Source organism: Butyrivibrio sp. AE2032, assembly GCF_000702965.1.
The window spans coordinates 101,328-121,811 of sequence record NZ_JNLF01000009.1 but is presented as its reverse complement, the minus strand read 5'-3'; the positions used below and the strand labels follow the sequence as shown (position 1 = coordinate 121,811).

Here is a 20,484-nt window from a genome sequence, read left to right as displayed (position 1 = left end):
AATGCCTTGTTCATAAGACCTATAATTGATATAGCACGACGTGTATTACACTAATCACACATAAGCAAGATACATCATCCCGAAAAAAAATGCAACAGTTAATTTTAAAAAAAATCATAAAAAATGCAAGGATCATCTGTTGAAGATCCTTGCAAATGTATAAACAACTGAATAAATATTGTCATAGAACTCAAATATAACATGGGCCAGAACTGAAATATAAATATTCCTGGTAGCCACATAAGCGATGGTAACAGGCAGTGCCATTAAGATCCACTCTGCTATTCCCAAAAGTCCATGGGCACGGGAAAGGGCACAAAGCACAAGACTCATTACCGTAAAGGCCAGTACCTTCTTCTTGCTTCCAAACCTGATGATGGCCTTCCTGAAGAAAAGCTCCTCAGCCACAGGCTTTATGATGATCATCATTATGGCATAAATGAATGTAGGAAAAAGTTCATTGTGGTAAATGATCTGTACTGTTCCATCCTTCACAAGAGGAAACAGACTGGGGATCACATTGGTCTTAATAAAATCCGCCAGGTAAAGACCAAAAAACGTTAGTACGACAGGAATCCAGAAAGCCACAACCTTTTTGAAGTTCTTATATAATTTTCTAAATGAAAACTGCTTGTAAAAAAAGTAAAAGTAATACAGAATCCCAAGATAAAAGACAAAAAAGAGCATCAACGTCTGTTTCGGGTAATGAATTGTAGCTAAAATAAAAAGCAGTTCCCACACAAATGGTATATATAAACGATTCAAAGCCGACTCCTCTTTGTTACGCTAATGTAGCACTCTATATTATATAATCACTGATCACCGCGGTCAATGCTATAAGGCCTCATTCTTCCGACAAAGTTTCCCACTCATCGTACAGAATAGCCAGTCTATCATGTATCTCGGTCTGCTCATCTGAAAGTTTCCGAAGCTTAGCAAGGTCCGTTCCAATAGAAGAATCTGAAAGAGCCTCAGTTATCTCTGCATCCCTGGCTTCCAATTTAGCGATCTCATCCTCGCACTTCTTAAGAGCAGCCTCCTGCTTACGTCTCTTGGCCTGAGCCTCCTTTTGGGCCTTCCAGTCATCAGCTCCTGAGCTCTCTTTCTCAGATGCATTAGTTGGAGCAGCCTTTGCAGCATCGATCCTCGCACTTAAAGATGAAACATTTCCTGCAGCTGAGGACATCTGAGTCCCCTCTCCAAAGAGTCTTGCCATTTTATCGTCTACATGTTCAAGATAATAATCGTAGTTGCCAATATAGTTCACCAGCTGATTGTGGGTCAGATCAAGGATCCTTGTAGCGGTCTTGTTAATAAAATATCTGTCGTGGCTGACGTAGAGAACCGTTCCCTCATAGCCGGAAATAGCAGACTCAAGGATTTCTTTGCTGGTAATATCCAGATGGTTTGTAGGCTCATCCAGGATAAGGAAGTTAGCCTCGGAAAGCATAAGCTTAGCCAGTGAAACTCTGCCCTTCTCTCCGCCTGAAAGGTCTCCTATCCTCTTAAACACATCCTCACCGGTAAAAAGAAATGCTGCCAGTGTGTTACGTATCTCTGTATTATTCAGGGTTGGATAGGCATCAGATATCTCCTGGAAAAGAGTCTTGTCATCATGAAGAACATGGTGTTCCTGGTCGTAGTAACCAATGTTTACCTTGACTCCCAGAGTGATCTTACCTGCATCCATTCTCTCAGCCTGATTGATTATCTTAAGAAGAGTGGTCTTGCCGGTTCCGTTGTCACCGATTATTGCCACATGCTCACCCTTCTTGATCTCGAAGTCCAATCCCTCAAAAAGTTTTTCATTGCCAAAGGACTTGGACAGACCTTCTACTGTAAGCACATCATTGGCGCTCTCACAGTTAGGCTTTAAGGTAATCTTCATGCTGTCATTGACATCAACAGGCTTATCCAAAACCTCTATCTTGTCCAGCATCTTCTCACGGCTCTCAGCTCTTTTTATGGACTTCTCCCTGTTAAAGGATTTGAGCTTTGCTATAACCTCTTCCTGATGCTTGATCTCTGCCTGCTGTTTGATATAGGCATTCCACTGGGCAGCTCTTTTCTGTTCCTTCTTGACCGCATAGGCACTGTAGTTGCCCATGAAGGTAGATACCTTGCAGTTTTCCACCTCCACAACCTTGTCTGCGATCTTATCAAGGAAATATCTGTCATGGGACACGATAACTACTGCCCCTTTGTAATTCAAAAGGTAATTCTCAAGCCATCTGATAGCACCAAGATCCAGATGGTTTGTAGGCTCGTCCAGGATAATGAGATCAGGGCTCTGCAAAAGAAGCTTACTTAAAGCCACTCTTGTCTTCTGTCCGCCTGAAAGGGTGCTTATCTTTTTAGAAAGCTCTCCTTCAGTAAATCCAAGGCCCTTGGCAACTCCGGTAACTTCGCTCTGCCAGGCGTAGCCCTGAAGCCTCTGGAACTCGTCATTCATCTGAGTATATCTGTTAAGAAGGCTCTCCAGTTCATCTCCCTGCAGATGCTTCATGTCATCTTCAGCCCTGCGGATATTCTCCTCAAGGTCGATGACATATCTTTTAACCTCTTTGAGCTCCTCGTAGATGGTGTTATCTGAATCAATATTCTGGTTCTGAGCCAGATATCCCCAGGTTTTATCCTTGGAGAAGGTAACATCTCCGTCATCAGGAGAAAGCTCTCCAACTATGATTTTTAAAAGGGTGGTCTTGCCGGCTCCGTTAATTCCGACAATGGCCACCTTCTCATTATTTTCCACATGAAAAGAGGCATCCCTAAGGATGTCCTTTCCATCAAAACTCTTATTTATTCCATGTACATTTAAAAGCATAATAGTTCAGTCCTTCATTAAACTGACAGCTCTTTTCCTGTGAGAAGTCTGTAGCACTCCAGGTACTTCTCGATCGTCTTGTCGATAACATCCTGTGGAAGGTTGTAATCGCACTCAGGATTAGCCTTTAAGTAATCTCTTACAAACTGCTTATCAAAGGAAGGCTGTCCATGTCCGGGTTCATAACCTTCAACAGGCCAGAAACGTGATGAATCGGGAGTGAGCATCTCATCTCCGATAACAACCTCGCCCTTTTCGTTTATACCAAACTCAAACTTGGTGTCTGCGATGATGATTCCCTTTGTAAGTGCATAGTCAGCACACTTCTTGTAAAGAGCTATTGTATAGTCTCTGATCTTCTCAGCATATTCACGGCCCTTTCCAGGGAATTCTTTTTCAAGAACTTCAACGCTTCTGTCGAAATCGATGTTCTCGTCGTGGTCGCCGATCTCTGCCTTGGTGCTTGGTGTGTAGATGGGTTCAGGGAGCTTATCGCACTCGCGAAGTCCCTCAGGGAGCTTGATTCCGCAAACTGTGCCATTTTCCTTGTAGCTTGCCCAGCCACTTCCTGTAATATATCCCCTAACGATGCATTCAACAGGGATCATGGTGAGCTTCTTGCAGAGCATACTGTTTCCTGTAAACTCCGGTGTTCTGAAAAACTCAGGCATATCAGCTGTATCAACGCTTACCATGTGGTTATCCACGATATCCTTTGTAAGATCAAACCAGAACTTTGACATCTGGGTAAGAACTGCACCCTTCTTGGTAACCTTGTTCTTAAGGATTACGTCAAAAGCTGAAATTCTGTCGGTTGCCACCATGATAAGGTTCTCACCGATATCGTAGATCTCACGAACTTTTCCTGACTTTACTGGACTGTACTGCTGCATTTTAGCTCCTCCTTTTAAATCATCACTATTAGAAACGAACTGTAATCAGTCGTCTTCTTCCTCTTCAATGGCTGTATTGTAAACTGTACGTTTTCTAGCCATCTCGTCATTTTCAAGGTACTCATCATAAGTGGATCTCTTATCCACTAAGGTTCCATCAGGAAGGATCTCCATGATCCTGTTTGCTGTTGTCTGTACAACCTGGTGGTCACGGCAGGCAAAAAGCTCAACTCCTGGGAACTTGATCATTCCGTCGTTAAGAGCGGAAATTGACTCCATATCAAGGTGGTTTGTAGGCTCATCAAAGATAAGGCAGTTAGCACCGGAGATCATCATCTTTGAAAGAAGACATCTAACCTTCTCTCCTCCGGAAAGAACCTTAACCTTCTTGACGCCGTCCTCACCTGCAAAGAGCATACGTCCAAGGAATCCTCTTACATAAGTGGAATCCTTGATCTCAGAATAACCTGTGAGCCATTCTGTAATGTTGTAATCGTTGTCAAATTCCTTTGTATTGTCCTTAGGGAAATATGCCTGGGAAGTAGTTACGCCCCACTTATAGGTTCCCTCATCTGGCTCCATCTCACCCATAAGGATCTGGAAAAGAGTTGTCTTAGCCAGCTCATTTCCTCCAACGAAGGCAATCTTGTCATCATGCTGAACAACAAAAGAAATATTATCAAGAACCTTCTCTCCATTGATTGTCTTGGAGATTCCATCAACTGTAAGGACCTCGTTACCGATCTCTCTTTCAGGTCTGAAGTCGATGTAAGGATACTTTCTGCTTGAAGGCTTGATAGTATCAAGCTCGATCTTTTCAAGAGCACGCTTTCTGGAAGTAGCCTGCTTGGACTTACTAGCGTTTGCGGAGAACCTTGCAATGAACTCCTTCAGCTCTTTTATCTGCTCTTCCTTCTTCTTGTTGGCTTCCTTCATCTGACGGATCATCAGCTGGGAAGACTCATACCAGAAGTCATAGTTACCGGCATAGAGCTGGATCTTGCCATAGTCGATATCAGCGATATATGTGCAGACCTTATTAAGGAAATATCTGTCATGGGACACAACGATCACGATGTTATCATAATTGATAAGGAACTCCTCAAGCCATGCGATAGCATCAAGATCAAGATGGTTGGTAGGCTCATCAAGAAGCAGGATATCGGGATTTCCGAAAAGAGCTCTTGCAAGAAGAACCTTTACTTTCTGATTACCATCAAGTTCCTTCATGAGCTTATGGTGATACTCAGTCTCAATTCCAAGGCCGTTAAGAAGGCTCTCTGCGTCAGACTCAGCTTCCCATCCGTTCATCTCAGCAAACTCAGCCTCAAGTTCACTGGCTCTGATTCCATCCTCGTCTGTAAAATCCTCTTTGGCATAGATGGCATCCTTCTCCTTCATAACCTCAAGAAGACGGGCATTACCACCCATAACAGTATCAAGGACCTCGTTTTCGTCATATTTAAAGTGATCCTGCTCCAGGAATGAGAGACGCTCGCCGGGAGTAATAGCAATATCTCCGTTTGTGGTCTCGATCTGCCCTGACAGTATCTTAAGGAAGGTGGATTTTCCGGCACCGTTTGCACCGATGATTCCATAGCAGTTACCTTCCGTGAACTTGATGTTTACATCTTCAAAAAGAGCTTTCTTACCAACTCTAAGTGTTACATTATTTGCACTGATCATTAAAAAAACCTCAAATCTTCTACTAAAAATCTACTTCTAACAACAGTCTGTATTATATGAGAATTAGTTATAAAAAGCAACCTTCATTAATAATGTCAAAAAATGCCGGTGACCTGTGGACACCGGCTAAAGGATTTATTCACGTATTGTATTTCTTCAAAAATTCATCTAAAGGCAACGGCTTTGAATAGTAATAACCCTGGAAGTAATCACAGCCTGTTTCCCTCATGGCCTTTGCCATTCTCTCATCTTCGATGCCTTCGGCTGTCACAGTGAAATTCATGTGTTTAAAGGCCTGTACCATGCTTGGAAGAATTTCATCAGGCTCATTGAAGTAATCCCATACAAGACTCATATCAAGCTTCACGTTAATAAAAGGACATTTCTTTAATCTTGTTATGTTGGAATAACCTGTTCCGTAGTCATCAAGGACAAACTTAAAGCCCTTCTTTTGCATGGAATGGATCTGTTTTCTAAGGAAACCGTCATCTATCATGGACTCTTCAGTGATCTCAAGCCTGATCTTCTCCGGGCTGATACCATACTTTTGTAAGATTGAGTCATATCTCTCAGCCAGATCCGCCTTCATAAACTGCATGGGCGACAGATTGACATTTATCCAGTGAACACCGATTTTTTCAAGGTCATTCTCTTTAATGAATCTGCAGGCCTTTTCAAAAACTTGCTCTCCCAGCTTATTGATACGTCCATTTTTCTCAGCGATATGAATAAAGGCCACAGGAGGAATCAGCTTTCCATCGTCATCCCTGATCCTGGAAAGAGCCTCTGCTCCTACAATCTGTCCGTTATCAGCTCTTACTATCGGCTGTAGGAATACTTCAACCTTGTCTTCATCCACAACCTTTACAAGTAGTCTCTTTAAGATGTTTTCCTTTTTATTATTCTCCATTTCATTATCAGAGATAATGACAGGCTCTCTGCTATCCAGCTTATCAGCCTTATCCATGGCTATTATCATGGAATTTAAGAGCGCATCCGCCGACTCCACCTTGTCAGTGATCTCAACGGATACAAAGCTCACATCCAGATAGAGCTCCAGGTCATCCGCTGTCCAGGGTTCATTAAACCTCTTACTCAACGTGCTGATAACATCATGGAATGACATAGTACCGTCTCCAAGGATAATGAACCTTCCTTTGCGGTAGTAAAAGATCTTACATCCTTCAAAGTTCTGCAGTAGATAATCGGAGATAAGAGATATACCTTTGTCTATCTGACGTCCGCCGTAGATATCCCTCATCTCATGATAGTTGTGAACCACCATTCCCACTGCTTTGTCATGGAGTTTACCATTATTCTCATCGATGTAATCACGGAAGGCTGTGCTGTTAAATACCGAGCCTCGAAGCTCCAGATAAAACTCGGGATTCTGGAACGCAAGGTACATAATGATAACAGCCATGATACAGAAGGTATCCATCAAAAGAAGCGTCGGATACATTCTTCTGACAATTAAACCCAAAAGAAGAACAGCATTTGCCAAAAAGATACTGTACCTGTGTCGTCTTCTGTCCAGGTTTTTCCGATATGCAAAAATGATAAAAAAGGAAAAAGCAAGATAAAGGAAGAAGATGTAATAAACAAGATCGTAAAACGCTCCTGAATGATAGCCATCCTCCTGAATGCTGTAGATAAGCCCTGTCCATGGGCAGGACATTGCGATCACAGCTGCAACGACACAGGGCAGACGAAGTAAACTGGTCGTCACAGGTCTTTTACCCGGGTCCAGCCTGAATACAGTGGCAGTGAATGCAAAAAAGACGTATGCTCTTGCAAAGAAGAACACAAAATATAAGCCGTTCAGGATATAAAGAACCGAATTCGATGTTTCAGCGTAATGCTCATCAGCCCAGCTGGAAACCACATCAAGAAAAATGACCATACTTTCTACAACAAGGATGTCCAGGAAAGTCCTGTTCACCCTTAGAGAAAGTCGTGGCAAAGAAAAATAGAACACGAGAATTATGGATATTATAAACATGCTCGGTACAGCAAAGCTATAATCCCACATAATACTCCTCTCAACTTAGTGCTTATCAGTTAAGTGATTTTTTGATCGCATCAAGAAGGTCGTTATATTCCTCAAAAGCCGGAAGATCAGGATAATCTTTCTTTATCTGCTCTGTAGAGCGGAAAAGAAATCCTTCCTTTGAGGCAAGTATCATTGCAAGGTCGTTATATGAATCTCCGCTTGCTATGGTCTCATATCCGATGGACTGGAGGGCCTTTACGGTTGTGAGCTTGGACTGCTCGCATCTCATCTTAAAGCCTGTTATCTCGCCGTTTTCTGCTACCTCTAAGGTGTTGCAGAAAATAGTGGGCCATCCCAGTTTCTCCATAAGAGGAGTAGCAAACTGTGTAAAGGTATCGCTTATGATTATTACCTGAGTGAGCTTTCTAAGTTCATCCAAAAACTCTTTTGCTCCAGGAAGTGGATCAATCTTTCCAATGGTCTCCTGTATCTCTTTTAACCCGAGGCCATGTTCCTTAAGTATTCCAAGTCTCCATTTCATGAGCTTGTCATAATCAGGTTCATCTCTGGTGGTTCTTTTAAGCTCCGGAATTCCGCTCTCCTTTGAAAAAGCAATCCAGATCTCCGGTACCAGTACACCCTCAAGGTCTAAGCAAACTATGTTCATAATCCGTTCTCCTCACATTTGTAGTCTATGTCTTGTTGCAGTTTAACACATTAACGTGATAGAGACAACCATTAATCTATTACGCCAAGAATAAATTCTGCCAGTCCGTCGTGGTCATTGTCCAAAGTGGTGATCAAATCGGCACTTTCCTTGACAAGGTCCGTTCCATTTAACATTGCTATCCCTGTTCCGGCAGCCTCAAGCATGGAGATATCGTTTTGCTCATCTCCTGCAGCATAGGTGTCCTTAACGTCCACTCCCAGAATGTCTGCAAGCCTCTTTACTGCACTTCCCTTTCCGGCTTCGGATGGGAATATCTCCATGTAATAAGCGTTCGAATAAAGAAGTGTAAGCTTATCTCCCACCATATCCTTAAGCGCCAGCCTGAATCTCTCCTGCTTTTCATGGTCATGGAGCTCAATGGCTATCATCTTGGATGGTGGCTCTTTTACATATTCCAAAACATCTCTTGTGACTATAAGAGGTGTCTTGATCACCCTTCTGTAATAATCCATGCACTCGCCATTATGCCTGGATACTATATTTCCTTCGTTGTAGGTGTGACAATGAACGCCGAACTCTTCGGATAGATCCAGTATCTTTGGAACCAGCTCCAAAGGCACTCCCGTCTTATACAAATACCGCCCCTCATCAACACTGTAAATCTCGGTTCCGTTGGAACCGCATAAAAAACTCCCCTTAAAATCCAGTCCAAGCCCATTGTATACTGCTTTTGCACTATCAATAGCTCTTCCTGTATTTATACAGAAGTAATTACCGGCTTCTGTGAACTTTTCAAGAGCCTCCAATGTCTTTTCAGTAATGCGCTTTTCCCTGTTAAGGAGAGTCCCATCAAGATCAAAGAAAAAAATTTTCTTACTCATTTCATCCTTCAACAATGAGGTATCTGCCGTCTCCGATATCAAAAACCTCATCTGCATCAAGGACATTTCCGCCCTCGGTGTCTACCCCCGACTCCTCAAAGTATTCCTCGACTTCCTCTACTCCATCCACGACTACAGCCATGCTGTCCTCTAAAAAGGCCTCAGCTTCCTCCATATTGCTGGCTACGTCCTCAGGGAATAACTGCCCCTGATTCTCAAGAAAACATCTAAGAACTGCTTCGTCATATTCGTGCATAAAAAACCTCCACCTGGTCAAATTAGTTCGTTCTTTTTAAGTTCCTGATAAAGCCTTGCCACCGGAAGTCCAACCACATTGTAATAATCGCCGTCGATACCGGTTATGTATCTGCCAAACAAGCCCTGGATCCCGTAGGCTCCAGCCTTGTCCAGTGGCTCACCACTGTCTACATAATCCTGTATCTCTTCATCTGTCATCTTTGCCACATGGACCTTGGTACACTCACTGAAGGTCACATGCTTTATTTCGTTATTATCCGCAAAAAATAACGTTACACCGGTAAAAACGCTGTGGGTCTGACCCTGGAGCATCTTAACCATTTCAAAGGCTTCGCGGGTTCCGGAAGGTTTTCCAAGAACTCTATGATTATATGATACAACGGTGTCTGCGCCTATTACAACAAATCCTTCACGACTTTCCGTTAAATTTTTATGAAATATTTCGGAGGCTTTCTGAAAAGAAAGCTCCTCCACAATTTCAGATGGTTCATCCTTATCACAGTTCTCTTCAGATACTGCCGGGATGATGTCAAATTCCGGGACAACCTTTGAAAGAAGCTCCTTCCTTCTTGGTGACCCGGAAGCCAAAATGTATTTCATCAGTTCCTCCAACTATCACGCCTTAGGATTTTTCTCAGGAACAAATACCCTGCTTAATCCTTCCGGCTTTTTCAAAGACACAAGAGCCTCCTCACCAAATACCTTCTGGGAGTTGATCCTATCTTCAGCCTTGATGTCTTTAGTATTTCTTTTAACGTAAATGCCCTTATCGTTCATTTCATGGGCCTTGACTGTATCCTTCAACTCCATATCCAGGATATGCCAAATCTTTGCCTTAAGCTTTTCATCCTCAATAGGGAAAAGAATCTCAACCCTTCGCTCAAGGTTTCTTGGCATCCAGTCGGCACTGCTTGCGAAAAATTCAGGGCTTCCGCCATTTTCAAAATAGAATATCCTGGAGTGCTCAAGGTAATTGCCCACTATGGACCTTACGGTGATATTCTCGGATACTCCGGGGATTCCTGTCCTTAAGCAGCAAATACCTCTTACTATAAGATTGACCTTAACTCCTGCGCTGCTGGCTTTGTAAAGAGCCGCAATGACATCCTTGTGACAGATGGCATTCATCTTTGCCACGATCCTTGCAGGCTCTCCTGCCCTGGCATGTTCTTCCTCTCTCTTTATCAGTTCAAGGATCCTGTCCTTAAGCCAGAGAGGCGCAAGAGACAGCTTGTTCCAGCCAAGAGGCTCAGAGTATCCTGAGAGCATGTTGAACACAGCAGTAGCATCTTCGCCAATGCCAGGGGCACAGGTGAAAAGACCTACATCCGTATATAGCTTTGCTGTGGCGTCATTGTAGTTACCGGTTCCAAGATGAACGTATCTCTTGATTCCATCCTCTTCTCTTCTTACAACAAGAGTTATCTTACAGTGAGTCTTAAGACCTACCAGACCATAGATAACATGACAGCCGGCTTTCTCAAGCATCTTCGCCCAGACGATGTTGTTCTCCTCATCGAATCTGGCCTTCAGCTCAACCAGAACTGTAACCTGTTTGCCGTTGCCTGCAGCCTTCGCAAGGGCTGCAATGATAGGTGAATTACCACTTACTCTGTAGAGGGTCTGCTTGATTGCCAGAACGTCAGGATCAACAGCTGCCATCTCAACAAACCTTACTACGTTCTCGAAGGTCTGATATGGGTGGTGCATCAGCACATCCCCTTTTGAGATAACATCAAAAATGTTCTCTCCTGTATCAAACTCAGGCACCGGCTGAGGAGGCAGATAACCATGTTCCTTCTCGTCGTCAAAGCCCTCAAGCTTGAACATTTTCATGAGATATGTAAGATCCAAAGGTCCATGAATGCTGTAGATCTCATTGCTTTCAACTCCAAGATCACCTGCAATTATCTTTAAGAGCTTTTTATCTATTCCAGCAGGAACCTCAAGTCTTATGGCCTGTCCCCACTGACGAAGCTTGATCTGCTTCTCAATCTCTTTTAACAGATCCTCAGCCTCATCCTCATCAATGGACAGATCGGCGTTTCTTCCAACTCTGTAGGGCGCACTCTGTAGAACATCGTAGTTCAAAAAGAGCTTGCTCATATTTCTTTTTATAAGATCCTCTAAAAGCATGATCTTTCGAGGACATATCCCGTTATTCTCACAGGGAATCTCAATGATCCTTGGAAGCACGTCCGGAACCTGAACCGTTGCAAAGTCCACGTCATCCTTGCCCTCTTTCTTCTTGAGAAGGGCTCCGATGTTAAGAGTCTTGTTCCTGATAAGAGGGAAAGGTCTTGAGGAGTCAACAGCCATGGGAGTCAGAACAGGATATACAAAGTCGTCAAAATACCTGTCCACATAAACCTGATCTTTTTTGCTCAGATCGCTCCCATCAGAGATCACAAGCCCCTTTTCCTGAAGCATGGGAATAAGCTGAGTGTTGTATATCTCATACTGCTTGTCCACAAATCTGTGAACCTCACGAAGTACCTCAGTCAGCTGCTCCGTAGCAGTCATTCCAGCTATGTCCAGCTTCTTATAGCCTGCATTTATCATGTCCTTAAGGGAAGCAACCCTTACCATGAAAAACTCATCCAGGTTGCTGGCTGTGATGCTAAGGAACTTGAGCCTTTCAAACAAAGGATTGGAATCATCCTCTGCCTCAGACAATACCCTTTCGTTGAACTGAAGCCAGCTCAGCTCTCTGTTTATATATAGCTTTGGATCCTCGTAATCTACTCCAGATTTAGTCTTTGCCATATTCACCTCACATGATCCTCTTTTGTCTGATTATTGGTTTGATTCCGAATACTTCCTCAAAGAAGCTTGCCCTGTTGTTGAAAAGACCTTTTTCCAAAGTGATGTCAGCTCTGGTATCAATGTTGATTATCATTTCATGGTCTTTCAGGGTAACTTTGACATCCTTAAACTTCTGCTTATGGGTTCTGTCCAGTCCGTTGGTGACGCGAAGAATGGCTGTAAGCTTAGCCACCTTCAGGTACTCCTCATAGGAAAGGCCCTCGATATAGGGACTTCCACTTCCAAAGTGATCAAACTCCTCGTGATTGTACCTTACCACATTTGCCACGATCATTCTCTCCTTGTGGGAAAGACCTATGATCTCCGTGGACATGATGATGTTGTAGGAACAATCACCCAGATTGACCATACTGATGTATTTACCGCAGTCATGGAGCATGGTTGCAACCTGTAAAAGAAGTCTGTCTCTTTTGGACAGTCCATGTATCTTTTTAGTGTTATCAAAGATAGTCGAAGCTATCTGCCACAAAGTCTCGCGTCTGCTCTTGGAGCCCATATAACGCTTGGAGATATTCTTTGCGCAGGAAACAATATCCTGTTCGAAGTCGTGTGGCGTCTTGATAAAGTTCTTTTTCTCAGCATACTCATAGGCTATGCCATCACAGAGTGTAACGCCGGGAGCCCACAGATACTCAGCCTTGGTAATCTCAAGGATACACTTTATAAGTATTGCCGACACATAAAGAAGCGGAATATTCTCCTCAGGAATGTTGAAGCGCTTTGCCACCTCCATGGTATTCCTGTCGGAGGCATTCTCCAAAAATCCCCTGTACTCAGCACTTGAAGCATAGCCAACCTTGCCCGGCTCATTCTTGATCCTTCTAAGGACCGGAGCCACATAGTCGTCAATGATGATAAGGTTCTCTATCTTCCTGTCATTTAAGTACATTTTGGAAAAGACAGCCAGCTGTGTATTTACAAGCTCGGAAATAAGTTCAAAATACTTGAACCTTGTAGCCTGTACAGTATTCATGATGGCATGGAGACGAAGGACTCCGGTCTTAAGGTTCTGGGTAGCCACCAGAGCATCCTTTTCGAAAAGAGATATCTGAATACTTCCACCGCCGATATCAATAATGGCTGTAGGCTTTTTGATGATCTCCTGGAACTGCTCATTCTTAAGAGCGATGGACTTGTAATCCAAAAACCTTTGCTCGGAGTTACTAAGAACATCTATCTGGAGATGGGTTCTTTGTCTTATGAGTTCCTGAAGAATGATAAAATCTCTGGTCTCACGGACAGCGCTGGTACCATAGGCCTTATAGTGGGTGGCGCCATAGCTCTTCATGATCTGCCTGAACTCAGAAAGTATTCTTATCATTTCCTCCACATGCCCGGTACTGATCTGGCCCGAAGCATAGGTCTCACTTCCCAGGTCCATACGATGACGGACGTGATCAAGCTCCCGAACCCCGTTCTTTTCCGAGAGTTCGAAGATCTTAAGAGCCATCTCATATGAGCCAAGGTCAATTGCTGCGAAAACTTCTCCATTCATAGGTTGTTCTCCGTGTCCGCCCCCAGACAATCCGAGTATATGCTCTTGATTGTCTGTGGGCTGCATTGTAGATATATCTTAGTAATTTCCAAGAATTTTCATCAATTTAGCTTCTTCGCGAAGACCACGAAGGGCGTTTTTAACAGCGCTATCCTCCAGGTTTCCGTCGAAGTCTATGAAAAATCTATACTCCCAATTCCGGTCTTCGATGGGTCGGGACTCGATCTTGGTCATGTTCAGGTTGTTGTAAATAAAATGGGACATGATGTGGTACAAGGATCCGGCCTCGTGTGGAATTTCAAGACAGAGGCTTATCTTTTTAGCATCCTTAAGGTATACCTTCTGATTGGTAACCACAATAAATCTGGTGGAATTGGACTCCGCCTGGTTTATGCCCTCCTGAAGGATCTCAAGGCCATAAACATCAGCCGCATTGGCACTTGCAATGGCGCCCTGGGTCTTATCCTTATCATCAGCCACCTTCCTGGCAGCAAATGCATTGTTCTTCATGCTCACCTGTTTAATGGAGCTGTGGTCTGCAAGGAACCTTGCTGACTGCATCAAAGACTGTGGGTGGGAATAAACTGTCTTGATATCTGAAATCTGTGCTCCAGGAAGCCCCAATAGGCAGTGCCTTATCTCAATTATCTGCTCACCTACTATGTAATTCTCATACTCTGTCAGCAGATCATATATCTCACTTACTATTCCTGCAGTGGAATTCTCAATTGGAAGAACTGCGTAGTCAGCGCTGCCATCTTCCAATGCACCAAAGGCATCACGGAAGCTGTCCACATGGAAGCAGTTCACATCATCTCCAAAGAACTTCTTGGTGGCAAGCTCAGAATAAGCCCCCTCAGCTCCCTGGTAGCATACTCTGCAATTACCCTTATCAAGGCTATCTATCTGTATAAAGGGAAGACGAAGGGATGCCCCCTGACTTGCCAGCTTTGCATACTGGAGTTTTCTGCTCATAGACATGAGCTGGGAAAAGAGCTCTTCCACTCCTATACTGTTAAACTCAGAATGGGTAAGGCTTTTGACTGCCTCAATCTTCTCCTTCTCCCTCTGTCTGTCGAATACTTTTTTACCGGTGGAAATCTTATAATCGGCAATCTTTGCCGAAACCTCCATCCTGTCCTCAAAAAGCTTTACAAGCTGAGAATCGATTTCATCAATCTGCACTCTGAGTTCCTTTAAATCCATCTGTCCATCTCTCCCTAACAATTCTTAGATAAAATTTTAAATCAATTACTTCTTGATAGCAAGAACAGACAAGGGATATAATGGCTTAAGGAGGACGTGCTATGAACAAGAAAGCTGCAGTGATTTTCCTACTTATACTTCTTGCCGTTGCAGGTGTAATGACGCTTTATCTCTTTAGCAAGCGTGTTAAAATGGACCCTTCTAACACCGGCAACACCTCCGGAAACCTCCAGAACGGAGGACTTTTCTTTGAAATGGACGGCAAGGTTTACTTCGCAAATGCCTCCGATGACTACTGTCTCTATTCCATGAATCTTGATGAATCCAAGCCAAAGCGCCTCACCAGCATGGGCGCAAAGTACATTAGCGGTGCAGACGGATTCCTCTATTTCTACATGGATTCCACCAAAAAATCTTCAAAGATATCAGGATTTGGTGCAGCAACCAATCAGTTTGGTCTTTACCGCTGCAAGACAAATGGACAGGATCAGACCTGTCTTATCCGTGATTTTTGTGGACAGGTTCAGCTGTGCGGCGAGTATCTTTACTATCAGATCCTTACCAATGGTGGCTCTCTTCACAAGATCAAGTGTAACAAGACTGATGACCAATTGGTTGCCGAGGAGCTTATTTCTCCATTCTGCTACGACAACGGTTATATCTATTACACAGGCGTAAATAACGACCACGACATTCACGTTCTTAACACCAGAGGTGGCGACATGCAGAGCACAGCTATTACCGGTCACTACTTCTACCCTGTTGTACAGGACGGTTATCTCTATTATCTCAATGGAGATTCCAACTACAGCATCTGGAGGACCAATCTCTCCACCGGCGAACAGCAGCTGGTAACCTCTGACAGAGTTGACTGCTTCACCCTTGACAGGAATTACATCTACTACGCATTTTCAAATGCAGAATCACCATCTCTTCGCAGATGTAATCTTGACGGTTCAGACAAGATCATTGTCCATGGCGGCGTTGTTAACAGCATCAATGTCACCAGTAAATATATTTACTTCAAGGAATTTGGCAATGATGATATTTACTACCATATTCCAATTGACCTTTCAGCAACAGCTTCACCTTTCTCAGTTAAAGTTAAGTAGCATAATAAGCGCGTATTCTCTTTTCGAGGGTACGCGCTTAAGTTAAATATAATAATAAAAGGAACGGGGGAATTTATGAACAACTTAAGACACATGATGAATCCACTGGACTTTTCTGTGGAGGAACTTGAAACACTCTTTGATCTGGCAGGAGAAATTGAAAGGGATATGCCCGGTTACGCCCACAAGTGTGACAGCAAGATCCTTGCAACCTGCTTCTATGAACCAAGTACAAGAACAAGGCTCTCCTTTGAAACAGCCATGCTACGTCTCGGCGGGAAGTGCATGGGCTTTGCAGATGCCTCAAACTCTTCTGCAGCCAAGGGAGAAAGCGTTGCAGATACCATAAGGGTTATCTCCTGCTTCGCAGACATCTGCGCCATGAGACATCCCAAGGAAGGTGCTCCGATGGTAGCTGCATCCAGGTCATCAATACCTGTAATAAACGCAGGCGATGGTGGTCACCAGCATCCTACCCAGACGCTCACAGATCTTTTGACCATAAGATCACTGTACGGCAAGCTCTCAGACTTTACCATCGGTCTTTGCGGAGATCTTAAGTTTGGCAGAACCGTACACTCTCTGATAAATGCTTTAAGCCGCTACGAAGGCATACGCTTTATCTTCATCTCCCCAAAGGAGCTGAAGGTTCCGGACTACATTACAGAGATGCTTCGCCAGAAGAACATTCCTTACGAAGAAGTCATCAAACTTGAAGAAGTTATGCCTCAGCTGGATTTCCTCTACATGACCAGAGTTCAGAAGGAAAGATTCTTTAACGAAGAAGATTACATAAGACTTCGTAATTTCTACATCCTGGACAAGGAAAAGATGGCCTTTGCAAAAGAAAAGATGTTTATCCTCCACCCTCTTCCAAGAGTAAATGAGATCTCAGTTGAAATTGATGACGATCCAAGAGCAGCCTACTTCAAGCAGGTACAATACGGTCTCTACGTGAGGATGGCACTTATACTGACACTTCTTGGAATTGAATAAGATTTGGGAGGATTTAGAATATGTTAAATATTGGAAAAATAGAAGAAGGATTCGTTCTTGATCATATAAAAGCCGGCAAGAGCATGCAGATCTACAGACACCTGGGCCTAGATAAGCTGGATTCCACCGTTGCCATCATCAAAAACGCCAAGAGCAAGGCCATGGGCAAGAAAGATATCCTTAAGATTGAATGTGACATCGACAGTCTTGACCTGGACGTCCTTGCCTACATCGACCACAACATCACTGTAAACGTAATCAAGGCCGGAGAGATTATTGAAAAGAGATCTCTGGTTCTTCCAAAAGAGATCACCGGAGTTATCAAGTGCCACAACCCCCGCTGCATCTCTTCCATCGAGCAGGAACTGCCTCAGATCTTCTATCTCGCCGATGAAAAGAACGAGATCTACCGCTGCAGATACTGCGACGAAAAATACTCCGAAGGCGATGCAAGCCTTCTGTAATAAATTCCCACATATAAAGCAAAGGGGGGCGGTTCTCACCGTCCCCTTTCTTTATCAGTTGCTGTAGTGCTTCTCCATGATCTTTCTTGCTTCGTCCTGGGCGTTTAAGAAGGCCTGGGCGATAAGTGGATCAAAGTGAGTTCCTGAGCTTTCCTTTATGATATCGATGGACTTCTCGAAGGAGAAGCCTTTTTTATAGCTTCTGTCGGATACAAGGGCGTCAAATACGTCTGCCACAGCCATTATCCTGGCAGATAACGGAATATCAAATCCGGAAAGGCCATTGGGATAGCCCTTGCCATCCCATTTCTCGTGATGGTACAAAGCCATGGTCCTTGCTTCGTTAAGGTACCCTTCATCAGAACCCGGAACTGTAGACATTACCCTGTCAAGAATCTCCGCACCGGCTGTGGTGTGTCCCTTCATGGAAGCGAATTCCTCATCCGTAAGCTTTCCGTTCTTGTTAAGGATCACGTCTGATACGCTTATCTTTCCAATGTCATGAAGTGGTGCTGATCTGTAAACATCTGACCTGAACTTGTCAGTAAGCTGGTCCGTATAGATATTCTCTTTCATCAGCTCGTCCATGATTATCTTGGCGTACTCCGCCGTCTTCTTTACATGGTCTCCTGTATTCTTATCCCTGCTCTCAACCATATCCGCCAAAACCAGGATAAGTGAATCCTGCATATCGCTTATAAGCTTATTCTTTTTCTGAATATCCATCAGGTATTGCAGGTTCTCATCAGTCATCTCAGAGAAAGCTTTATAAAGATTCTCCGTCTCATCTCCCGTGATGATATGGAGCTCATGGAACATCTCAGCTGTTTCCTTAAGAGCATGTTCCTTGTTCTCACTGAAAAGGGATGCTGTATAGGCCATAGTATTCAAAGGCAGTATCACATGATACTCAGCAAAGTAAAGTCCGATAGCCAGTGTCAGAGAGAATACTCCCACAAAGGCTGAAATGACCTTTACAATGTACCTTCTTGACTCCGCTCTAAGATCATCCATGGAAATATCAACACCTGCATAGGCTGTAACCTCTCCAGCCCGGTTCACGATAGGTTCATACACTGTAAGGAGCCATCCGTAAGTGTCGTCAGATACAATGGGGTCAATCCTTCCTCCTGCAAGAAGGACTGGTACCTGTTCTGAAAAAGACTCATCGAAGGCAATAACCATACCCGGCGAAGATGTTTCGCCGCCCTCAACTGCCACATCAAATACCACATGACAGCCATCAGGCATCATCTTATAAACATAGACATATTCATTAAAACTGGAAGAATCCAGTATCTTTTTGAGGTTGCTCTCAACAGTTCTGTAATCTGCACTGGCCTTACCCAGCTTCATATACTCATCCACCCTGTCTCCATCCACCATTCCTGCAGCCACCTGAGCTGTACCGATGGCGTAGAGTTTTTGATGATCAACTGTGGAATTGAAGTACATAAGATAACAGATGTAGATTGCAGAAGCACCAATAATGAAAGCTGCACAGGTAAGAAGCGTAACCAGCTTGATACGAAGGGAAGCCTGTCTGCTTCTCTTTTTCCTGATATCCTTTAGGACCTCACTGGAAAGAGGCGCCTGTCTCCAGGCATGGATCTTGAATATCTTCCTTACTTTTTCCGGTAGGAAGTACACAATGGACAGTGCCAGGAAAAGACATACCGCCTTATCCGCAATGTCTACGAAGAATCCACCTATCAGCTCCGCAGCAAAGGGCTTCATCCCTATATTTACTATAAGGCCGTGAACCAGCGAAGAAGATGTATCTTCTCCCTCAGAACCATAAATAAACCAGGTGATGATGCCACCTATAACTCCGCCCACAAAGGCGTTTAGAATCATGGCAGTCATTACTCCCTGTGCTTTTTCAAGATAACCCTGTTCATGGAAAAAGGCCGTGATAATGGCAATAAGAACGTTAAGCATTGTGTAGGAAACAGCCATCGGATCAGCACCACTTATAGTATTGATAAAAGGTGCTGACAATCCAACAATAATGCCAGGCACATAGCCGCCAAGCATAGATGTAACCATAGTTCCTATCACATCGAGATAAATAGGGATTCCTGTAAGACCTGCACAGTAAGCCCCCAGATAGTTTAGAAAAACCCCTAGAAGAATAAGACCAATGACAACCACCATCTTCTCATAAGATGGTCTTGTCTTTTGCTTTCTTAAGATTTCATCCATATCTTCCCCTCCGTAGATATATATAAATTGTACTCCATCCATGAGAAAAAAACACCTCTTACGAGGTGTTTTCTTAGTGTATTAAAAACTATAAATTTTTGAATTACTTGATGTAGCCGTTCTGCCTGTTGTGGATATCATCACGGTTCTTCTCACGGCGTTTCTCTTCGCCACGGAGCATCTCCTGCATGTAGGGATTGTCGTTTGCTCCTGAGACTGAAAGTGGCCTTGTCTCATTGTTGATGTAGATGTCTTTTGATGATTTTCCAAACATAATAAGCACCTCCCCATGTTCATTATATTTGTAATTATTATAACACATGGACTTTGGTCGTAAAACATAAGCGGTATGAAAAACTTGCAAGCAAGTTTTCATACCGCTTCTACTTTACTCGTCTTAGTATCCAAATTCTTGTGCCCAGTACCAACTTCCGTCGTCTGCCTGAGCAATTGCGATACCTACTGTCTTATAGCCGGAATCCATAATGTTAGCTGCGTGTGTAGGTGAATTCATCCATGCTGTGTAAACGCTGTCAGCTGACTGATAGAGCTTTGCAAGGTTCTCACCATACATACAGCTGGAATCTACTGTCCAGAAATCTGTTCCGTTTGGTCTTGTGTGTGAGAATGTACCTATGATCTCACCTGCTCGAACCTGAGCTGCATTTGTAAGAGCGTTGCTCCATGCAAGCTGTGCAAGTCCCTGAGCAGCTCTCTGCTGATTCATGAGATTAAATACTGCTGTGCAGGCATCAAGTGCAGCCTGAGAAGAAGCAGCTGAACCTGCGAGGGCAATTGCCTCGTCATCGATCCAGATCTCACCGGCACCTTCCTCCAGTCCTCTGGTAGCAGCACTGTCATCAATAACTGAATTAGTTGATGCACCACAGGCTGCAACGGAGAATACCATGATTGCTGTCATTACCACCGCCAATACTCTTTTAAACTGTACCTTTTTCATATTTTTCTCCTGTC

General features: G+C 43.7%; 18 protein-coding genes. 3 read left to right on the top strand and 15 right to left on the bottom strand.

Features of this window, described 5'->3' with window-relative positions:
• Positions 1-132: 132 nt before the first annotated feature.
• From BO18_RS31785 to pheA, 12 genes are all read right to left on the bottom strand, one after another.
• Positions 133-588 (bottom strand): CPBP family intramembrane glutamic endopeptidase, encoded by a 456-nt coding sequence (locus BO18_RS31785; RefSeq protein WP_185752658.1) that lies wholly within the window; start codon positions 586-588, stop codon positions 133-135.
• Between the two features lie 256 nt (positions 589-844).
• Positions 845-2,824: an ABC-F family ATP-binding cassette domain-containing protein gene (locus BO18_RS31780; RefSeq protein WP_034453032.1), complete on the bottom strand. Its 1,980-nt coding sequence runs from the start codon at positions 2,822-2,824 to the stop codon at positions 845-847.
• A 17-nt stretch (positions 2,825-2,841) separates the two neighbouring features.
• Positions 2,842-3,717, bottom strand: a complete 876-nt coding sequence (locus BO18_RS31775; RefSeq protein WP_034453031.1) for a phosphoribosylaminoimidazolesuccinocarboxamide synthase — start codon at positions 3,715-3,717, stop codon at positions 2,842-2,844.
• Positions 3,718-3,762: 45 nt separating this feature from the next.
• A complete protein-coding gene (locus tag BO18_RS31770) occupies positions 3,763-5,403 on the bottom strand; it encodes an ABC-F family ATP-binding cassette domain-containing protein (protein WP_034453030.1) in 1,641 nt (546 codons plus the stop codon).
• Positions 5,404-5,542: 139 nt separating this feature from the next.
• Positions 5,543-7,435 (bottom strand): EAL domain-containing protein, encoded by a 1,893-nt coding sequence (locus BO18_RS31765; protein WP_034453029.1) that lies wholly within the window; start codon positions 7,433-7,435, stop codon positions 5,543-5,545.
• A 25-nt stretch (positions 7,436-7,460) separates the two neighbouring features.
• Positions 7,461-8,063: a bifunctional phosphoserine phosphatase/homoserine phosphotransferase ThrH gene (gene thrH / locus BO18_RS31760; protein ID WP_034453028.1), complete on the bottom strand. Its 603-nt coding sequence runs from the start codon at positions 8,061-8,063 to the stop codon at positions 7,461-7,463.
• 71 nt (positions 8,064-8,134) lie between these two features.
• The gene (locus BO18_RS31755; protein WP_034453025.1) at positions 8,135-8,947 is read right to left on the bottom strand and encodes a Cof-type HAD-IIB family hydrolase; all 813 of its coding nucleotides are present in this window, start codon (positions 8,945-8,947) and stop codon (positions 8,135-8,137) included.
• 1 nt (position 8,948) lies between these two features.
• Positions 8,949-9,203, bottom strand: coding sequence for a hypothetical protein (locus BO18_RS31750; RefSeq protein WP_034453023.1), 255 nt, complete (start codon positions 9,201-9,203; stop codon positions 8,949-8,951).
• A 17-nt stretch (positions 9,204-9,220) separates the two neighbouring features.
• Positions 9,221-9,805, bottom strand: a complete 585-nt coding sequence (locus tag BO18_RS31745) for a Maf family protein (RefSeq protein ID WP_034453021.1) — start codon at positions 9,803-9,805, stop codon at positions 9,221-9,223.
• A gap of 15 nt (positions 9,806-9,820) precedes the next feature.
• Positions 9,821-11,971 carry an RNA degradosome polyphosphate kinase gene (locus tag BO18_RS31740; protein ID WP_034453143.1) on the bottom strand — a complete coding sequence of 717 codons (2,151 nt, stop codon included), beginning with the start codon at positions 11,969-11,971 and terminating at the stop codon, positions 9,821-9,823.
• Positions 11,972-11,978: 7 nt separating this feature from the next.
• Positions 11,979-13,526, bottom strand: coding sequence for a Ppx/GppA phosphatase family protein (locus BO18_RS31735; RefSeq protein WP_034453019.1), 1,548 nt, complete (start codon positions 13,524-13,526; stop codon positions 11,979-11,981).
• A gap of 78 nt (positions 13,527-13,604) precedes the next feature.
• Entirely contained in the window at positions 13,605-14,732 is a 1,128-nt protein-coding gene (gene pheA / locus BO18_RS31730) for a prephenate dehydratase (RefSeq protein WP_034453018.1), read from the bottom strand.
• Positions 14,733-14,833: 101 nt separating this feature from the next.
• Between pheA and BO18_RS31725 the strand changes: the two genes are divergently transcribed.
• The 3 genes from BO18_RS31725 (at position 14,834) to BO18_RS31715 (ending at position 17,304) form a co-directional block, all read left to right on the top strand.
• A complete protein-coding gene (locus tag BO18_RS31725; protein WP_034453016.1) occupies positions 14,834-15,844 on the top strand; it encodes a DUF5050 domain-containing protein in 1,011 nt (336 codons plus the stop codon).
• Between the two features lie 75 nt (positions 15,845-15,919).
• Complete coding sequence (gene pyrB, locus BO18_RS31720; RefSeq protein WP_185752657.1) at positions 15,920-16,840, top strand: aspartate carbamoyltransferase; 921 nt, start codon at positions 15,920-15,922, stop codon at positions 16,838-16,840.
• Positions 16,841-16,860: 20 nt separating this feature from the next.
• A complete protein-coding gene (locus tag BO18_RS31715) occupies positions 16,861-17,304 on the top strand; it encodes an aspartate carbamoyltransferase regulatory subunit (protein ID WP_034453014.1) in 444 nt (147 codons plus the stop codon).
• Between the two features lie 54 nt (positions 17,305-17,358).
• On the opposite strand, the gene BO18_RS33920 is transcribed toward BO18_RS31715, so the two are convergent.
• The 3 genes from BO18_RS33920 to BO18_RS31705 all read right to left on the bottom strand — a co-directional run bounded on the left by BO18_RS33920 (position 17,359) and on the right by BO18_RS31705 (position 20,470).
• Entirely contained in the window at positions 17,359-19,509 is a 2,151-nt protein-coding gene (locus BO18_RS33920; protein WP_051689375.1) for an HD domain-containing phosphohydrolase, read from the bottom strand.
• 103 nt (positions 19,510-19,612) lie between these two features.
• Complete coding sequence (locus tag BO18_RS35330) at positions 19,613-19,783, bottom strand: hypothetical protein (RefSeq protein WP_022769030.1); 171 nt, start codon at positions 19,781-19,783, stop codon at positions 19,613-19,615.
• A gap of 123 nt (positions 19,784-19,906) precedes the next feature.
• Positions 19,907-20,470, bottom strand: coding sequence for a CAP domain-containing protein (locus BO18_RS31705; protein WP_051689374.1), 564 nt, complete (start codon positions 20,468-20,470; stop codon positions 19,907-19,909).
• Positions 20,471-20,484: the final 14 nt, after the last annotated feature.